This is a genomic window from Bacillus sp. GW823-FHT06A10 (assembly GCF_058795375.1).
The window spans coordinates 717,996-732,829 of sequence record NZ_JBXAHT010000002.1; the positions used below are offsets into that span (position 1 = coordinate 717,996).

At 36.1% G+C, this 14,834-nt stretch carries 18 protein-coding genes; 13 read left to right on the plus strand and 5 right to left on the minus strand.

All coding sequences use genetic code 11. The features are described 5' to 3' along the window. Positions 1-92: 92 nt before the first annotated feature. On the plus strand, positions 93-920 hold the full coding sequence (locus AC1Q8M_RS18590; RefSeq protein ID WP_088022433.1) for an aldo/keto reductase: 828 nt from the start codon (positions 93-95) through the stop codon (positions 918-920). Positions 921-978: 58 nt separating this feature from the next. On the opposite strand, the gene AC1Q8M_RS18595 is transcribed toward AC1Q8M_RS18590, so the two are convergent. Together AC1Q8M_RS18595 and mciZ are read right to left on the minus strand one after the other, a co-directional pair. Beyond that, positions 979-1,893, minus strand: coding sequence for an aldo/keto reductase (locus tag AC1Q8M_RS18595; RefSeq protein ID WP_065229314.1), 915 nt, complete (start codon positions 1,891-1,893; stop codon positions 979-981). Positions 1,894-1,985: 92 nt separating this feature from the next. Beyond that, positions 1,986-2,120, minus strand: a complete 135-nt coding sequence (gene mciZ / locus AC1Q8M_RS18600; protein ID WP_000870292.1) for a Z-ring formation inhibitor MciZ — start codon at positions 2,118-2,120, stop codon at positions 1,986-1,988. 74 nt (positions 2,121-2,194) lie between these two features. On the opposite strand from mciZ, the gene AC1Q8M_RS18605 reads away from it, so the two are divergent. Beyond that, positions 2,195-2,734: an NUDIX hydrolase gene (locus tag AC1Q8M_RS18605; protein ID WP_492334169.1), complete on the plus strand. Its 540-nt coding sequence runs from the start codon at positions 2,195-2,197 to the stop codon at positions 2,732-2,734. Positions 2,735-2,758: 24 nt separating this feature from the next. On the opposite strand, the gene AC1Q8M_RS18610 is transcribed toward AC1Q8M_RS18605, so the two are convergent. Further along, a complete protein-coding gene (locus tag AC1Q8M_RS18610; RefSeq protein ID WP_000803479.1) occupies positions 2,759-3,310 on the minus strand; it encodes a GNAT family N-acetyltransferase in 552 nt (183 codons plus the stop codon). Between the two features lie 155 nt (positions 3,311-3,465). Here AC1Q8M_RS18610 and spoIIM point away from each other — a divergent pair, with 155 nt between their 5' ends. The 9 genes from spoIIM (at position 3,466) to corA (ending at position 11,474) form a co-directional block, all read left to right on the plus strand. Continuing rightward, a complete protein-coding gene (gene spoIIM / locus AC1Q8M_RS18615) occupies positions 3,466-4,083 on the plus strand; it encodes a stage II sporulation protein M (RefSeq protein WP_013142149.1) in 618 nt (205 codons plus the stop codon). A 107-nt stretch (positions 4,084-4,190) separates the two neighbouring features. Then, on the plus strand, positions 4,191-4,646 hold the full coding sequence (gene fur / locus AC1Q8M_RS18620; protein ID WP_000392657.1) for a ferric iron uptake transcriptional regulator: 456 nt from the start codon (positions 4,191-4,193) through the stop codon (positions 4,644-4,646). Positions 4,647-4,749: 103 nt separating this feature from the next. Continuing rightward, on the plus strand, positions 4,750-4,980 hold the full coding sequence (locus AC1Q8M_RS18625) for a YqzK family protein (RefSeq protein WP_001250432.1): 231 nt from the start codon (positions 4,750-4,752) through the stop codon (positions 4,978-4,980). Positions 4,981-4,986: 6 nt separating this feature from the next. Continuing rightward, positions 4,987-5,877, plus strand: a complete 891-nt coding sequence (gene xerD / locus AC1Q8M_RS18630; RefSeq protein ID WP_000390088.1) for a site-specific tyrosine recombinase XerD — start codon at positions 4,987-4,989, stop codon at positions 5,875-5,877. A gap of 147 nt (positions 5,878-6,024) precedes the next feature. Beyond that, positions 6,025-6,765 (plus strand): FixH family protein, encoded by a 741-nt coding sequence (locus tag AC1Q8M_RS18635; protein ID WP_000733456.1) that lies wholly within the window; start codon positions 6,025-6,027, stop codon positions 6,763-6,765. A 354-nt stretch (positions 6,766-7,119) separates the two neighbouring features. Then, on the plus strand, positions 7,120-8,304 hold the full coding sequence (gene deoB / locus AC1Q8M_RS18640) for a phosphopentomutase (protein WP_492334170.1): 1,185 nt from the start codon (positions 7,120-7,122) through the stop codon (positions 8,302-8,304). A 12-nt stretch (positions 8,305-8,316) separates the two neighbouring features. Beyond that, positions 8,317-9,138, plus strand: coding sequence for a purine-nucleoside phosphorylase (locus AC1Q8M_RS18645; protein WP_001078446.1), 822 nt, complete (start codon positions 8,317-8,319; stop codon positions 9,136-9,138). A gap of 7 nt (positions 9,139-9,145) precedes the next feature. Continuing rightward, positions 9,146-10,450: a pyrimidine-nucleoside phosphorylase gene (locus AC1Q8M_RS18650; protein WP_001243080.1), complete on the plus strand. Its 1,305-nt coding sequence runs from the start codon at positions 9,146-9,148 to the stop codon at positions 10,448-10,450. A 61-nt stretch (positions 10,451-10,511) separates the two neighbouring features. Next, positions 10,512-11,474 carry a magnesium/cobalt transporter CorA gene (gene corA / locus AC1Q8M_RS18655; RefSeq protein WP_002026281.1) on the plus strand — a complete coding sequence of 321 codons (963 nt, stop codon included), beginning with the start codon at positions 10,512-10,514 and terminating at the stop codon, positions 11,472-11,474. A gap of 32 nt (positions 11,475-11,506) precedes the next feature. Here the strand turns inward: corA and AC1Q8M_RS18660 are convergent, their stop codons facing one another. Both AC1Q8M_RS18660 and AC1Q8M_RS18665 read right to left on the minus strand, forming a co-directional pair. After that, complete coding sequence (locus AC1Q8M_RS18660) at positions 11,507-12,796, minus strand: NCS2 family permease (protein ID WP_000676249.1); 1,290 nt, start codon at positions 12,794-12,796, stop codon at positions 11,507-11,509. Positions 12,797-12,930: 134 nt separating this feature from the next. Further along, positions 12,931-13,602: an SIMPL domain-containing protein gene (locus tag AC1Q8M_RS18665; protein WP_001161449.1), complete on the minus strand. Its 672-nt coding sequence runs from the start codon at positions 13,600-13,602 to the stop codon at positions 12,931-12,933. 159 nt (positions 13,603-13,761) lie between these two features. Here AC1Q8M_RS18665 and AC1Q8M_RS18670 point away from each other — a divergent pair, with 159 nt between their 5' ends. Next, positions 13,762-14,181 carry a MarR family winged helix-turn-helix transcriptional regulator gene (locus AC1Q8M_RS18670; RefSeq protein ID WP_001003307.1) on the plus strand — a complete coding sequence of 140 codons (420 nt, stop codon included), beginning with the start codon at positions 13,762-13,764 and terminating at the stop codon, positions 14,179-14,181. A gap of 99 nt (positions 14,182-14,280) precedes the next feature. Next, a complete protein-coding gene (locus tag AC1Q8M_RS18675; RefSeq protein WP_000873787.1) occupies positions 14,281-14,826 on the plus strand; it encodes a hypothetical protein in 546 nt (181 codons plus the stop codon). The last annotated feature ends 8 nt before the right edge of the window (positions 14,827-14,834 follow it).

Genomic DNA, 14,834 nt, shown 5'->3' on the forward strand with positions numbered 1-14,834 from the left:
GTAAACTGTACGTATGTTTTGACTTTTTGGATGAATATTGTTGAAATAAAGTTATGGCTTATAAATAATGTAACAATGAAAGGGAGACGACTGTGCATATTCCAACAACTACACTTCATAATGGCGTGAAAATGCCGATGATTGGTCTAGGCGTATATAAAGCGAAAGAAGGAGACGAAGTAAAACAAGCAGTAAAAACAGCGTTAGAGGTTGGATACCGTTCGATTGATACAGCGACTGTATATGAAAATGAAAGCGGTGTCGGAGAGGCGATACGTGAATCAGGAATTCCAAGAGAAGACCTATTTATTACAACAAAAGTATGGAACGACGATCAAGGATATGAGGAGACACTAGAGGCGTTTGAAAAGAGTTTAAAAAAATTACAAATGGACTATGTAGATTTATATTTAATACATTGGCCGGTAAGAGGGAAGTATGTTGATACGTACCGAGCTTTAGAGAAATTGTATGAAGAAGGTAAAGTGCGTGCGATTGGTGTTTCTAATTTTCATAAACATCATTTAGAACTATTATTACCAAATTGCAAAGTGAAGCCGATGGTAAACCAAGTGGAACTTCATCCGATGTTGACGCAATTTGAGTTGTGCAATTATTGTCAAGATGAGCAAATTCAAATGGAAGCATGGAGTCCGTTAATGAGGGGCGGAGAAGTATTCCAGCATCCAATCATTCAGGCTATTGCTAACAAATATGAAAAAACACCTGCACAAGTTATATTAAGGTGGGATATTCAAAGCGGGATTGTTACAATTCCTAAATCTGTTACACCATCTCGCATTAAAGAAAACTTTACTATTTTTGATTTTGCACTAACTGAAGAAGAGATACGTCAAATTAACACGTTGAATCGTGATTTACATGTAGGAACGAATCCTGATAAATATGATACGTTATAAAAAAGACTGTCTCTTAATACTGGAGACAGTCTTTTGTTTTATCGGTAATTCGATATTTTTAACGATGCAAAGCATATGTGTCATATTTAACAATCTTTTGAAGTTGTATATATTCTTCTTTTGTTAAAGGTAACTGTTGACTAGCTCGTATATTTTCCTGTAATTGTTGAAGAGAGCTTGCACCAGGTATAACAGCTGCAACAGTCTTATTATGTAAGCAATATTGAATAGCTGTTCCTGTTAAAGAGCGTTCTCCAATCATCTCTTTTACACTTGCTAGAGTTGCATGTAATTCATCGTAAGAATAAGAGAGATAATCCTTTTCCTTTACTCTTTCTATCTTTCTTGCATTATTGTCAGTTAAAATTCCTTTTGCAAGTGGCCCGCGGGCAATGACGCTAATTTGGTGTTCATTTAGAAGGGGGAACCATTCTTCTGGACGACGATTTAAAAGGTTATATTCCATTAGTACACTAACGATGTTTGAGCGTTTTGCATATTCACGAACGACATTTGGGCGTATAGAAGAAATACCGTAATGGCGAATAATACCTTCCTTTTTCAATTCTTCAAAAGCTTCAATTGTTTCATTTATTGGATCTTCAATTGTTCCGCCATGAAGTTGATAAAGGTCAATATAATCAGTTTGAAGTCTACGTAAACTTTCCTTTACTTCAGTCTTTATGTAAGCTTTAGAAGGATCCCAAGACCAGCCATTTTTTTCTTCTGTCCAACGATTTCCAACCTTCGTTGAAAGAACAATTTGGTCTCTTTTCCCCTTCAAGGCTTTTCCAACAAATTCTTCATTTAATCCGTAATCATATAAATCTGCTGTATCAAAAAAATTAATTCCTAAATCGATCGCTTCATCGATAATACGCATAGCTTCTGTTTCAGATGTACCGAGAGACATACAGCCAAGGCCCATTTCTGTAACAAACAAATCTGAGTTTCCTAATTGACGTTTTTTCATAGGTCAACCTCCTTACCTTTATTGTACGAGAGGGAAAAGAGGTTGACAAACGTTTCCTTTTCGCTTCGCATTAACTGCCCGTAAAAGCATGATTAATGTTTCACTTTATTTGCTGTAATCCACTCTTGTACAGTTGTATACTCTTTGCTATATTGCTTTAGCTTATGGCGAATTTGCCATGCTTTTCCGACTAACGTGATGCGATTTGGTAAAATATAAACTTTCATTTCTATCACGCTCCTTTCAATGTGGTAAAATGTATGAAGAAAGAATAGGAAATAGAACAGGGAGATGAAGTAGTATGAGTAATCTTACAGAGAGAACAGTAAAAACTGAGCCGATTTTTGATGGTAGAGTTATAAAAGTTCGTGTTGATGATGTAGTATTACCAAATGGAGAAATGAGTAAACGTGAAATTGTAAATCACCCTGGTGCAGTTGCGATTATTGCTATTACGGATGAGGGGAAAATTGTGCTTGTTGAGCAGTATCGTAAAGCGCTTGAAAAGGCAATTATAGAAATTCCAGCCGGCAAGTTAGAACCCGGTGAAAAACCAGAGGTGACAGCAGTTCGTGAATTAGAAGAGGAAACAGGATATGTATGTGAAAATATGGAGCTCATTACTTCTTTCTATACATCTCCAGGATTCGCAGATGAAATTTTATATGTATATAAAGCGACAGGTTTGACAAAAAAAGAAAATAAAGCTGAGTTAGATGAAGATGAGTTTGTGGAATTGATGGAAGTATCGTTAGAAGAAGCGATTACTCTTATGAAAGATCTTTGTATTCATGATGCGAAGACGATGTTTGCAGTACAATATTTACAATTACAAAAATAAACACTCGCCAAAGGCGAGTGTTTTTTAATTGATTTTTGCATATACACGTGCATCACGTAAGCTACCATCTGGTGCTAGGAAATCATTTTCCATTGTACCTTCTAGAATGAATTCTAGACGTTCTGCTAAGCTACATGCATTTATATTTGTTGCATCAGTACGAATTTCGATTCTTCTAGCGCCTAGTTTATCAAAGGCGAACTGAATTGCACCTTTAACAGCTTCGGTCATATAGCCTTGTTTTGTATAGGCACTATGTAGCCAGAAGTGAAGTGAAAACTTTGGAATATCCCAGTTTTCAGGCTTTAGTGTAATTGCTCCGATGAATGTACCAGATACTTTATCGTATAAGTGAAAATCAAGTGTTTCACGAAGTAAAAACTGTCCGTGAGCTTCGCGAACAATTTCTTCAGCACTTTCTTCTGTCTCAGCGTTAATTGGTATCCACGGTACTAAGTCTTCTAGAGAAGCTTGGATTGCTTCATATACTTCTGCACCATCACCTGGAAATGGTTTACGAACTTGCAAGCGTTCAGTTTGAAATAATGTTGGAAAATCTAATAATAATGGTTTCAAGAGAAATCCCTCCTATTCTCTACTTTTTAGTTTAGCAAAGTAGAGCGGAATTTCAATGTTAATTCGTCATACTTTTTTCTTTCTTTCATACATTTTTAATAAGAGTGTGAACGGAGGGAAGAAAAATGTGGCGAAAAAATTGGCAAGACCGTGTAATGTCTCACATACAGGAAAACTCTTCATTATATATATTTAACGCCGTTTTATTATTGATGGGAGTAATATTCGGAGCCATTCTGGTGAATAGTTTACAAATCAATCAAAAACAAGATTTATCATTTTATTTACAACGTTTTTTTGGACAAGTCTCTAAAGGAGAATTTGCCATTGCAGGCGAAATGTTTCGAGAAAGTTACTTTTCGCAATTAAAATACATCGGATTTATTTGGATTTTAGGGATTTCAATTATTGGATTACCACTTATTTTTATTTTATTATTTGTAAAAGGAGTTGTCGTTGGATTTACAGTTGGTTTTTTAGTAAGTCAGCATGGATGGAATGGACTATTATTAGCATTTGTATCTGTTTTGCCACAAAATTTAATTATCATTCCAGTCTTTCTCGTTATGACAACTATTGCTGCAAGTTTTTCTTTACGGATGATTAGGCATCAATTTATTAGAAAAATAACCGAGCCACTATTACCATTATTAATCCGTTATACATGCTTCTTTCTCGTAATTGGAGTGGTGTTAGCACTTGCTTCTAGTGTGGAGGCTTACGCATCACCAGTTTTAATGAAAGAAGTCGTTGAGGCTATTAATAAAAAATAAATACTTTTTGAGAATAATTATCAATTTGTTTTTATTGTTTTTTCTTTTGACAGAAGCCCTTCTTCTGATATAATGGTGTAAGAGTGGCGAGGAGGGAGTAGTACCGAATGGAAGAAAGAATTGAACGAATTAAGAAGCAATTACATGCAGCGAGCTACAAATTAACACCGCAACGTGAAGCAACAGTTCGTGTGCTGCTAGAAAATGAAGAAGATCATTTAAGCGCAGAAGATGTTTACCTCCTTGTAAAAGAAAAGTCGCCAGAGATCGGATTAGCAACCGTCTATCGAACTTTAGAACTATTATCTGAGTTAAAAGTTGTCGATAAGATTAACTTCGGAGACGGTGTTTCACGCTATGACTTACGCCAAGAAGGTGCGCAGCGTTTCCACCATCATTTGATTTGTACACAATGTGGTGCTGTACAAGAAATACAAGAAGATTTACTTGGTGAAGTGGAAAGGAAAGTAGAACGAGACTGGAGCTTTAAGGTGAAAGATCATCGTTTAACATTCCATGGGATTTGTAAAAACTGTCAAGAAAATGAAACGGATGAAAAATAACCTTTTCCTATTTATCTAGGAAGAGGTTTTTTATTTGAATAAGGTATAAATTGGTGAAAGCTTGGCATATGTTGTAATAACTTATATTTTGGAGGAATTTACAATGCGCCGAGCTTTAAAATTAACTTTTGATGGAATAAAAGTATTTTTATTATTTACAAGTTGTACGATTTTGTTTTATTTCGCTATACTATGGATAAATGAAGAATATGAAAGCTATCATCGTTATGAAAAACCTAAAGAAGAGACTGTAGAAAAAGTATCAGGGAATGAAGAACCGGCAAAGGATGCTTTCGTAAATAGAATGATGTTTTTCTATGAAAATGGGGAGTAGTGTAGAGTGGAAGATCAATTAAAAGATTTTATTCATTATATGGTTGTCGAAAAAGGATTAGCAAAGAATACAGTAGTATCTTATGAACGGGATTTAAAAAGCTACGTAAAGTATTTGCAAAATGTGGAACAGACGAAAACTTTTCATGAAGTGACCCGTTTACACATTGTTAACTTTTTGCAGTATTTAAAAGAGAACGGAAAATCTTCGAAAACATTGGCGCGTCATATCGCATCAATTCGTTCGTTCCACCAATTTTTACTTCGTGAACGAGCGGTAGAACACGATCCATCCGTACATATTGAAACGCCACAAGGGGAACGGAAATTACCAAAGGTATTATCAGTTGATGAAGTAGAGGCGTTACTTCAAACACCAAAAATGACAAGTGCTTTTGGGATTCGTGATAAGGCGATGCTAGAGTTACTGTATGCGACAGGACTTCGTGTTTCAGAATTGATTGCACTCAATTTAGAAGATGTACATTTAACGATGGGATTTGTTCGTTGCATAGGGAAAGGGAATAAAGAAAGAATTATTCCACTAGGAAGTTTAGCAACGGAAGCGATTCAAAAGTATATTGAAAAAGGAAGAAGAGAATTAATGGGGAAAAAAGTAGTAGATGCACTCTTTTTAAACCATCATGGTAATCGATTATCAAGACAAGGATTTTGGAAAATATTAAAACGATTAGCGAAAGAGGCAAATATTGAAAAAGAACTTACACCTCATACGTTGCGTCACTCGTTTGCTACGCACTTATTAGAAAATGGAGCAGATTTACGTGCTGTACAAGAAATGCTTGGACATGCAGATATTTCAACTACGCAAATCTATACGCACGTTTCAAAAACTAGATTAAAAGATGTATATAAACAGTTTCATCCGAGAGCATAGTTACTATGCTCTTTTTTTCATAGATTAAGAGGGGAAGACCGTTTCACAGAAACTTCACAAACATTTCGTATATTGTTTTCAGCAGAAGACTGGAATATTACAATGTATTTCCTCTATACTAAATAAAGTATAAAGGAGGAAATGATGATGAAAAAACTGATTATAACTTTATTTATCGCGATGCTAGCGTTGGCTGGCTGTAATACAAACAAAGAAGAACCGAAAAAAGAACAGAAACTTGAAGCTGTAAAAGTAGCAGTCCAAACAAATCCGAAAGAAATTAAACCAGGTGAAAAAACAGAAGTACAAGCACTTGTTACACAAGGGAAAGAAAAAGTAACGGATGCCGATGATGTAAAGTTTGAAATTTGGAAAGATGGCGACGAAAAGCATGAGATGTTAGATGGTAAGCATAAAGGAAAAGGTGTTTATGCAGTAGAGAAAACATTCGAAACGGATGGAGTATACCATATTATTGCTCACACAAATGCACGTGAAATGCACGTTATGCCAGAAGTGAAAGTTGCTGTAGGAAATGCGAAAGTAGAAGATGCGAAAAAAGAAAATAGTGATCACAGTGCAGGACATGGAGATCATAAAAGTGACACAATGATCCATCTTATGGCTGGAGACATAAAGGCAAATGCTGAATCTACAATGAAAGTTCATTTAAAGCAAAAAGAAGAAGCATTAACTGGTGCTGAAGTACAACTAGAGATTTGGAAAGATGGTGTTGAAAAACACGAATTTATTCCAGCGAAAGAAGGAAATAAAGGAGAGTATGAAACAAAACATACTTTCAAAGAGAACGGTGCTTACAAAGTGAAAGTACATGTAAGAAAAGGCGAATTGCATGAACATAAAGAAGAAACAATAGAAGTAAAATAAAAAGTAGCTCTTTAGAGCTACTTTTTATTTTTAATATGAAGAAATAAATCATAAAAAAATTAGCACTTCGTTGCAGAATGGATTACAATAGAAGTGTGAAGAAAATGAGAAATTCTACGAAAATGTATTAAAAAGAAAGCGTAAACATGTTATGATATCAGTATCAGATGTCTGACATCTGACTTAGAAAAAACTAGAAATGTTTTTGAATCGTTTCAAGTAAACGAAATAGGTTAGAAAATGATTTAAAGAAGTACTGTTTGACAATGAGAATTCTTTTGGATAACAGTTTCACTTTATAGCGTTTTGAACATACTACAAGAAGTAGAACTGAACTTATAGGAGGTCGCAGTTATGAATAAATATAAACGTATATTCCTAGTCGTAATGGACTCTGTGGGAATCGGTGAAGCACCAGATGCTGAGCAATTTGGTGATCTAGGATCTGACACAATTGGTCACATTGCTGAACATATGAATGGGTTACAAATGCCTAACATGGTGAAATTAGGTCTTGGTAACATTCGAGAAATGAAAGGTATCTCTAAAGTAGAGAAACCACTTGGATATTACACAAAAATGCAAGAGAAATCTACTGGTAAAGATACAATGACAGGTCACTGGGAAATCATGGGCCTTTACATTGATACACCATTCCAAGTGTTCCCAGAAGGATTCCCGAAAGAATTACTTGATGAATTAGAAGAAAAAACAGGCCGTAAAATTATCGGTAATAAGCCAGCTTCTGGAACTGAGATTCTTGATGAACTTGGTCAAGAGCAAATGGAAACAGGCTCTTTAATCGTTTATACTTCTGCTGATAGCGTATTGCAAATTGCAGCACACGAAGAAGTAGTGCCACTTGATGAATTATATAAAATTTGTAAAATTGCACGTGAATTAACATTAGATGAGAAATACATGGTAGGTCGTGTTATTGCTCGTCCATTCGTTGGTGAACCTGGAAACTTTACACGTACACCAAGCCGTCATGACTATGCATTAAAACCATTCGGTCGTACAGTAATGAATGAATTAAAAGATAGTGACTACGATGTAATTGCTATCGGTAAAATCTCTGATATTTATGATGGCGAAGGGGTAACTGAATCACTTCGTACGAAGTCTAACATGGATGGAATGGATAAGCTTGTAGATACATTAAATATGGACTTTACAGGTCTTAGCTTTTTAAACTTAGTTGACTTTGATGCATTATTCGGCCACCGCCGTGATCCACAAGGATACGGAGAAGCTCTGCAAGAATATGATGCACGTCTTCCAGAAGTATTCGCAAAACTAAAAGAAGATGATCTATTATTAATTACAGCAGACCACGGTAATGATCCAATTCACCCTGGTACTGACCATACACGTGAATATGTACCATTATTAGCATATAGCCCAAGCATGAAAGAAGGCGGACAAGAGTTACCACTTCGTCAAACATTTGCTGATATTGGTGCAACAGTAGCAGAAAACTTCGGTGTGAAAATGCCAGAATACGGAACAAGCTTCTTAAACGAGCTAAAGAAATAGGGGGATAAACAAATGAATCGTGAACTTATTACAAAATCAGCTTCATACTTAAAAGAGAAATTTCAAGAGACACCACAAGTAGGACTAATCCTTGGATCAGGACTAGGTGTATTAGCAGACGAAATTGAGAACGCAGTAACAGTACCTTACAGTGAAATCCCTGAATTCCCAGTATCAACTGTAGAAGGCCATGCAGGTCAACTAGTATTTGGTACACTTCAAGGTGTAACAGTAGTAGCAATGCAAGGACGTTTCCACTTCTATGAAGGATACGACATGCAAAAAGTAACATTCCCAGTTCGTGTTATGAAAGAACTAGGTGTAGAAACAGTAGTTGTAACAAACGCAGCTGGTGGTGTAAATACATCATTTGAGCCAGGCGATCTTATGTTAATTTCAGACCACATTAACTTCATGGGTACGAATCCATTAATCGGACCGAATGATTCTGAAATGGGCGTACGTTTCCCTGATATGTCTACATCATATACAGTAGAACTTCGCGAAATGGCGAAACAAGTTGCAGCAGACTTAAATATTAAAGTACAAGAAGGTGTATACGTAGGAATGACAGGTCCTGTATATGAAACACCTGCTGAAATTCGTATGCTTCGTACACTTGGCGGAGATGCAGTTGGTATGTCAACAGTACCTGAAGTAATTGTAGCGCGTCATGCTGGTATGAAAGTATTAGGTATTTCTTGTATTTCAAATATGGCAGCTGGTATTTTAGATCAGCCACTTCACCACGATGAAGTAATTGAAACGACAGAACGTGTTAAAGCTAACTTCTTAGCATTAGTAAAAGCAATCGTAAAACAAATGAAGGGGTGACTTCACAATGAGAATGGTGGACCTAATTGCAAAAAAACGTGACGGACATGCATTAACGACAGAAGAAATTAACTTTATTGTTGAAGGATATACAAATGGTGATATTCCTGATTATCAAGTAAGTTCACTTGCAATGGCAATTTTCTTCCAAGATATGAACGATCAAGAGCGTGCTGATTTAACGATGGCAATGGTAAATAGCGGTGATACAATCGACTTATCAGCTATTGAAGGTGTAAAAGTAGATAAGCATTCGACAGGTGGTGTTGGTGATACAACGACACTTGTATTAGGTCCATTAGTAGCTGCTTTAGGTGTACCAGTAGCGAAAATGTCTGGACGCGGTTTAGGACATACTGGTGGTACAATTGATAAATTAGAAGCAGTTCCAGGATTCCATGTGGAAATTGAAAACGATGAATTCATGCGTCTTGTAAATGAAAACAAAATCGCTGTTATCGGCCAAAGTGGTAACTTAACACCTGCTGATAAAAAGTTATATGCACTTCGTGATGTAACAGCAACAGTAAACTCAATTCCGCTTATTGCAAGTTCGATTATGAGTAAAAAAATTGCTGCTGGTGCAGATGCAATTGTTCTTGATGTAAAAACTGGAGCAGGTGCATTTATGAAAACGGATGAAGATGCAAAACGTTTAGCAGAAGCAATGGTACGCATCGGTAATAACGTCGGTCGTAATACGATGGCAGTTATTTCTGATATGAGTCAACCACTCGGTGAAGCTATCGGTAACGCATTAGAAGTACAAGAAGCAATTGATACATTACAAGGTAAAGGGCCGAAAGATTTAGAAGAGCTATGTTTAACACTTGGAAGTCAAATGGTGTACCTTGCTGGACAAGCTTCATCTTTAGAAGATGCACGTGAAAAGCTAATTGAAGTAATGAACAACGGAAAAGCACTAGAATCATTTAAAACGTTCCTATCAGCGCAAGGCGGCGACGCATCTGTTGTTGATGACCCTTCTAAATTGCCACAAGCACAATTTAAAATTGAAGTGGAAGCGAAAGAAGACGGATATGTATCAGAAATCGTTGCAGACGAAATCGGAACAGCAGCAATGCTTTTAGGAGCAGGACGTGCAACGAAAGAGTCTGAAATTGATTTAGCAGTTGGTCTAATGCTGCGCAAAAAAGTAGGCGATAGCGTGAAGCAAGGTGAATCCCTTGTTACAATTTACGCAAACCGCGAAAATGTTGAAGATGTAAAAGCGAAAATTTATGAGAACATGAAGATCTCTAAAGAACACGTAGATGCACCAACTTTAGTACACGGTATCGTAACGAAGTAATAAAAAAAAGCTGAGGAGATTTCTCCTTGGCTTTTTTTACTATTTTTTGTTTATAATAATAATGGGTGAAATTATGATTAGAATTTGTGCAGTAACAAAAACTGATGAAGTATTATATGATGTTTCTCTAGAAGAAACAAAGAAAGACCATATTGTATGGTATTGGCTAGATTTATATAAGCCAACGAAAGAAGAGTATACATATATTCTGCAAGACCATTTTAAGTTCCATCCCCTTGCAATTGAAGACTGTCTAGAATATGTACAGAGGCCAAAAGTTGATTTTTATGATGGATATAACTTTTTAGTTCTTCACGCGTTTGGAGAAGATGGGCTAGAACCACATGAAATTGATTTGTTTGTTAGTGATCGCTATATTGTTTCTTTCCATTTTTCTCATAATAATGCAATTGAAAGAGTATGGAAAACACTTGGTGAGAAGAGGCGGATTAAGAAAGGGCCTTTACATGTAGCACATACGATCACTGATCAAATTGTAGATGATTATTTCGCACCTGTATATTACATTGAAGATCATTTAAATGCGATTGATGATAATTTAACAGGTGAGACAGCAGGAGCCGTGCTAGAAGAAGTATTTGATATTAGGGCAGATTTATCTAAGTTAAGACGTACAATTATTCCAATGCGTGATTTATTGTATCGTATTTTGAATTCCACTCGTTTTTACGGTATAAGTGATCATGAGATTTATTTTAAAGATATACATGATCATTTACTTAAACTTACGGAAATGATTGAGGCAAGTCGAGAGTTAACGGCGGATATTCGGGATAGTTATTTTTCATTAAACTCACATCATATGAATAACATTATGAAAACATTAACTGTATTCTCGACTATTTTCATGCCATTAACATTTATTGCGGGAGTATATGGAATGAACTTTACGCATATGCCAGAGCTTGGTGGACAATATAGTTATTTTATTTGTCTTCTTCTAATGGCATTAATTGGCGGCGGAATGATGGCCTGGTTTTATAAAAAAGGATGGTTTAAGTAAAAAAACACCGAGGATTTCCCCGGTGTTTTTTCTTAACCAATAGCATGTAATACAAACATAGCTAAGAATAAGCATGTAATGATATACATAGATGGTGCGACTTCTTTACGCTTTCCAAGAGCAACTTTTAAGATAGGGTAAGCAATAAATCCGAACGCAATGCCATCAGCGATACTATATGTGAGCGGGATCATGACGATAATTAAGAACGCTGGAAATCCTTCTGAAAAATCGTTCAGAGGAATTTGCTGAATGCTTGTAATCATCAGGCCGCCAATAATAATTAAGATTGGTGCAATGGCACTATTAGGAATTAGTTTGACAAACGGAAGTGCAAACAATGATGCAAAGAATAACAACCCCGTAACGATAGACGTCAGACCTGTCTTTCCGCCTGCAGTAATACCTGCGGCACTCTCTACTGTTGATACGGTAGGGCTTGTGCCAAATAGACCACATGTCATTGCTGAAATTGCATTGGCTTGGTAAGCACGTGGGAATTTACGGTCATCTTCTAATAAACCGTGCAGAAGTCCCATGTTCTCAAAAATAAGCACCATGCTTAAGGAGAATGTTGCAATCCAAAACGGTAAGGAAGAAAGTTTGCCAAATGACATAGCTCCAAACACATCGCCGTAATTAGCGAATGAGAATGAACTATTTCCGATTTGACTTGTATCAACAAGGCCAAATAGCCATGCAATACCAGTTCCTATTGCAATCGTCCATAAAAAGTTTCCACGTACGTTACGAATAAATAGTACAAGTGCAACGATAAGAGTAAGCACGGTCGCAAGAACGACAGGGTTACTTAATTTACCCATTGCAACAGCAGTATTTGGGTTCGAAACGACTAAACCACCTTTTTGCAATCCGATAAACGCTAAAAATAATCCGATGCCGACAGTAATTGCTTCTTTTAATGACTTTGGAATTGATACTGATAGCACGCGAGCGATTGGTGTAAAAGCGGCAATTGCAAAAATAATACCAGAGATAAAGACAGCAGCTAATGCTTCTTGCCAAGTTAGTCCAAGCGTATGCACAGCTGTGTACGTGAAGAATGCATTTACACCCATACCAGGGACAAGAATAGCAGGTGCATTTGCCCAAAATGCCATGAGTAGACATCCGACAAATGAACTGAAAACAGTTGCTAAAATTCCAGCTTCAAGAGGAATGCCAGCATCGGATAAAATTGACGCATTTACAATCATAATATATACGATCGTGAAAAATGACGTAACTCCAGCTAAAACTTCTTGTTTTGGTGATGTTTCGTGTAAACCTAATTTAAATGTTCTTTCAAGTATTCCTTTCATGTTAAACCTTCTTTTTCATATCCCTCTCCCACCCGTGATATCTCTTTCGTAAGAGCTCACCGTCCTTTATTATATCAGAACATCATGTTTTTACAACAAGGAAAATGATAACGTTTACTTATAAATGAAATTATTTATAAATACGTAAAAATTGCCCGTATTGTTGAAATAATTTCTAATTCTCCCGATTGAATAGGTGGAGCTGCTTGCGCATGTAAAGTAGCATAAGACGTAACCTCCCTTGGTAATTGGGCAGATTCTTCAACGAATGAGAGGGGAACAGGATTAATATTTAAATTATATGTACTCGCAATAGCACGAGCTTTTTCTACTGCCTGGTGCAGAGCTTGAATGAGAGCTTGCTCATAATATTTATTTGGATGAGATACTCGGAAACGTAACCCTTTTGCTACATTTGCGCCATTTGAAACGGCTATATCATATACTTCCCCAGCTTTTTGTACATTTAAAACGGTAATTTCATACAAATGCTCTACACGGTATCCTTGTAGCAATGCTTTATCATTTACATATTCGTATTGAGGAGTAATTGTATAAGAAATCGTCTCTATATCTTTATCGGCAATACCAAGCTGTTTAAGTGCATCCAGCAATTGTTTGGATTGCACTGCATTTTCTTCTTGAGCCTGTTTTACATTTTTATCATCTGTTCGAATGCCGAGTGTTAATATAACAACATTCGGTTTTGCTTTTACAACACCTTCTCCTTGTACAGTAATAGTAGCTTCTTTACCAGTATTAGCAGTGCGTACGTTGTGTAAATAAGGATTCATTCCACCCTGCATTTTCCATCACCATCCTTTTTATATGTATATGTGTGAACAAAAAAGAAATTTATATGAAAAAAGTTACATAAATGAGAATGTTGAGGAAAGAAAGCATATACAACATAGGTATTTATAGATTATAATATGTGTAAATATGATAAAAAAGGGACGAGGCTATTGAACGAAAAAAGAGAAACGCTGATTTTAGATTTATCTGCATCATTTCGAAAAATGATACGTTTATTACAAAATGATATTAATACACGTTTTGCAGAACATATGCCATATAATGAATTTTCTGTATTACGTGCGTTATTTTTAAACAGTCCACAGATGGCTTCGCAAATTGCGAGTGAAGTAAACGTAACCTCCAGTCATATTACAGCTGTTACAGATCGTCTCGTACGAAAAGGATTAGTAGAAAGAAAACGTTCTAATTCAGATCGTCGAATCGTGTACTTAGAAATTACAGAGCACGGAAGAGAAGTAACTGAAAAACTTGAAGCTGTGCGTAAAGAATATTATAAAGAGAGATTTAAAGGTTGGAGCGACCAAGAAATAGAAATGGTCTTAGAACTATTTGGCCGCGTATTATAATAAATGAGGATAGGAAGCGAAAGCACTCCTATCCTTTTTCTTTTGAATAAAAATATTTTGAAACTCCGATACTTTAATTAAAAGATCGGAGGAAAGATTATGAAATATATTGCTGCACTTACCATTTTATTTGGTAGTTTTTTCTGTTTTCAAACATTCACGTACGCAGATACGCCTATCCAAGTGGTGCGAAAAGAAGTGAAGTACATCGAAAACGATAATACAGTCTTATATTCAAAATTATGGGTTCGTTCTATGCAAAACGCAGTATTATTCCACCATAGCGATAATATTCGTAATCGGGACACATTACGTAATGTAACAAGTTCATCGCTTGTTAAAGCGAAGCAACTATCTTTTCAGAAAGCAGCACTTTATATACCGAGACTATCGCAATACGTATCAAAAATAGGGAAAGAAAACATTCAAGTGTACTACATTGCGATTCACTATAATGTGAAAAAAGAAAATGCATATCAATTAGATGGCATGAACTATTTTCTACAAGTATTCGTAAAAGAGCGTGGGGAATGGAAAATTGCCGAAAGTGTAGTTGCACCGACAGAGCAAATTGTGCAAAATGGTGATGGATTTGGGATGAAAGAAGAGATGGTGTATGGGGATAGGAGAGAGAATGTGAAATAACCTCCTCA

Excerpts from the sequence above, each read along its gene's own strand:
- AC1Q8M_RS18595 (WP_065229314.1), bottom strand. The coding sequence starts at position 1,893 with ATGAAAAAACGTCAATTAGGAAACTCAGATTTGTTTGTTACAGAAATG.
- mciZ (WP_000870292.1), bottom strand. The coding sequence starts at position 2,120 with ATGAAAGTTTATATTTTACCAAATCGCATCACGTTAGTCGGAAAAGCA.
- AC1Q8M_RS18605 (WP_492334169.1), top strand. The coding sequence starts at position 2,195 with ATGAGTAATCTTACAGAGAGAACAGTAAAAACTGAGCCGATTTTTGAT.
- spoIIM (WP_013142149.1), top strand. The coding sequence starts at position 3,466 with ATGTCTCACATACAGGAAAACTCTTCATTATATATATTTAACGCCGTT.
- fur (WP_000392657.1), top strand. The coding sequence starts at position 4,191 with ATGGAAGAAAGAATTGAACGAATTAAGAAGCAATTACATGCAGCGAGC.
- AC1Q8M_RS18625 (WP_001250432.1), top strand. The coding sequence starts at position 4,750 with ATGCGCCGAGCTTTAAAATTAACTTTTGATGGAATAAAAGTATTTTTA.
- AC1Q8M_RS18635 (WP_000733456.1), top strand. The coding sequence starts at position 6,025 with ATGAAAAAACTGATTATAACTTTATTTATCGCGATGCTAGCGTTGGCT.
- deoB (WP_492334170.1), top strand. The coding sequence starts at position 7,120 with ATGAATAAATATAAACGTATATTCCTAGTCGTAATGGACTCTGTGGGA.
- AC1Q8M_RS18645 (WP_001078446.1), top strand. The coding sequence starts at position 8,317 with ATGAATCGTGAACTTATTACAAAATCAGCTTCATACTTAAAAGAGAAA.
- AC1Q8M_RS18650 (WP_001243080.1), top strand. The coding sequence starts at position 9,146 with ATGAGAATGGTGGACCTAATTGCAAAAAAACGTGACGGACATGCATTA.
- corA (WP_002026281.1), top strand. The coding sequence starts at position 10,512 with ATGGGTGAAATTATGATTAGAATTTGTGCAGTAACAAAAACTGATGAA.
- AC1Q8M_RS18660 (WP_000676249.1), bottom strand. The coding sequence starts at position 12,796 with ATGAAAGGAATACTTGAAAGAACATTTAAATTAGGTTTACACGAAACA.
- AC1Q8M_RS18665 (WP_001161449.1), bottom strand. The coding sequence starts at position 13,602 with ATGCAGGGTGGAATGAATCCTTATTTACACAACGTACGCACTGCTAAT.
- AC1Q8M_RS18675 (WP_000873787.1), top strand. The coding sequence starts at position 14,281 with ATGAAATATATTGCTGCACTTACCATTTTATTTGGTAGTTTTTTCTGT.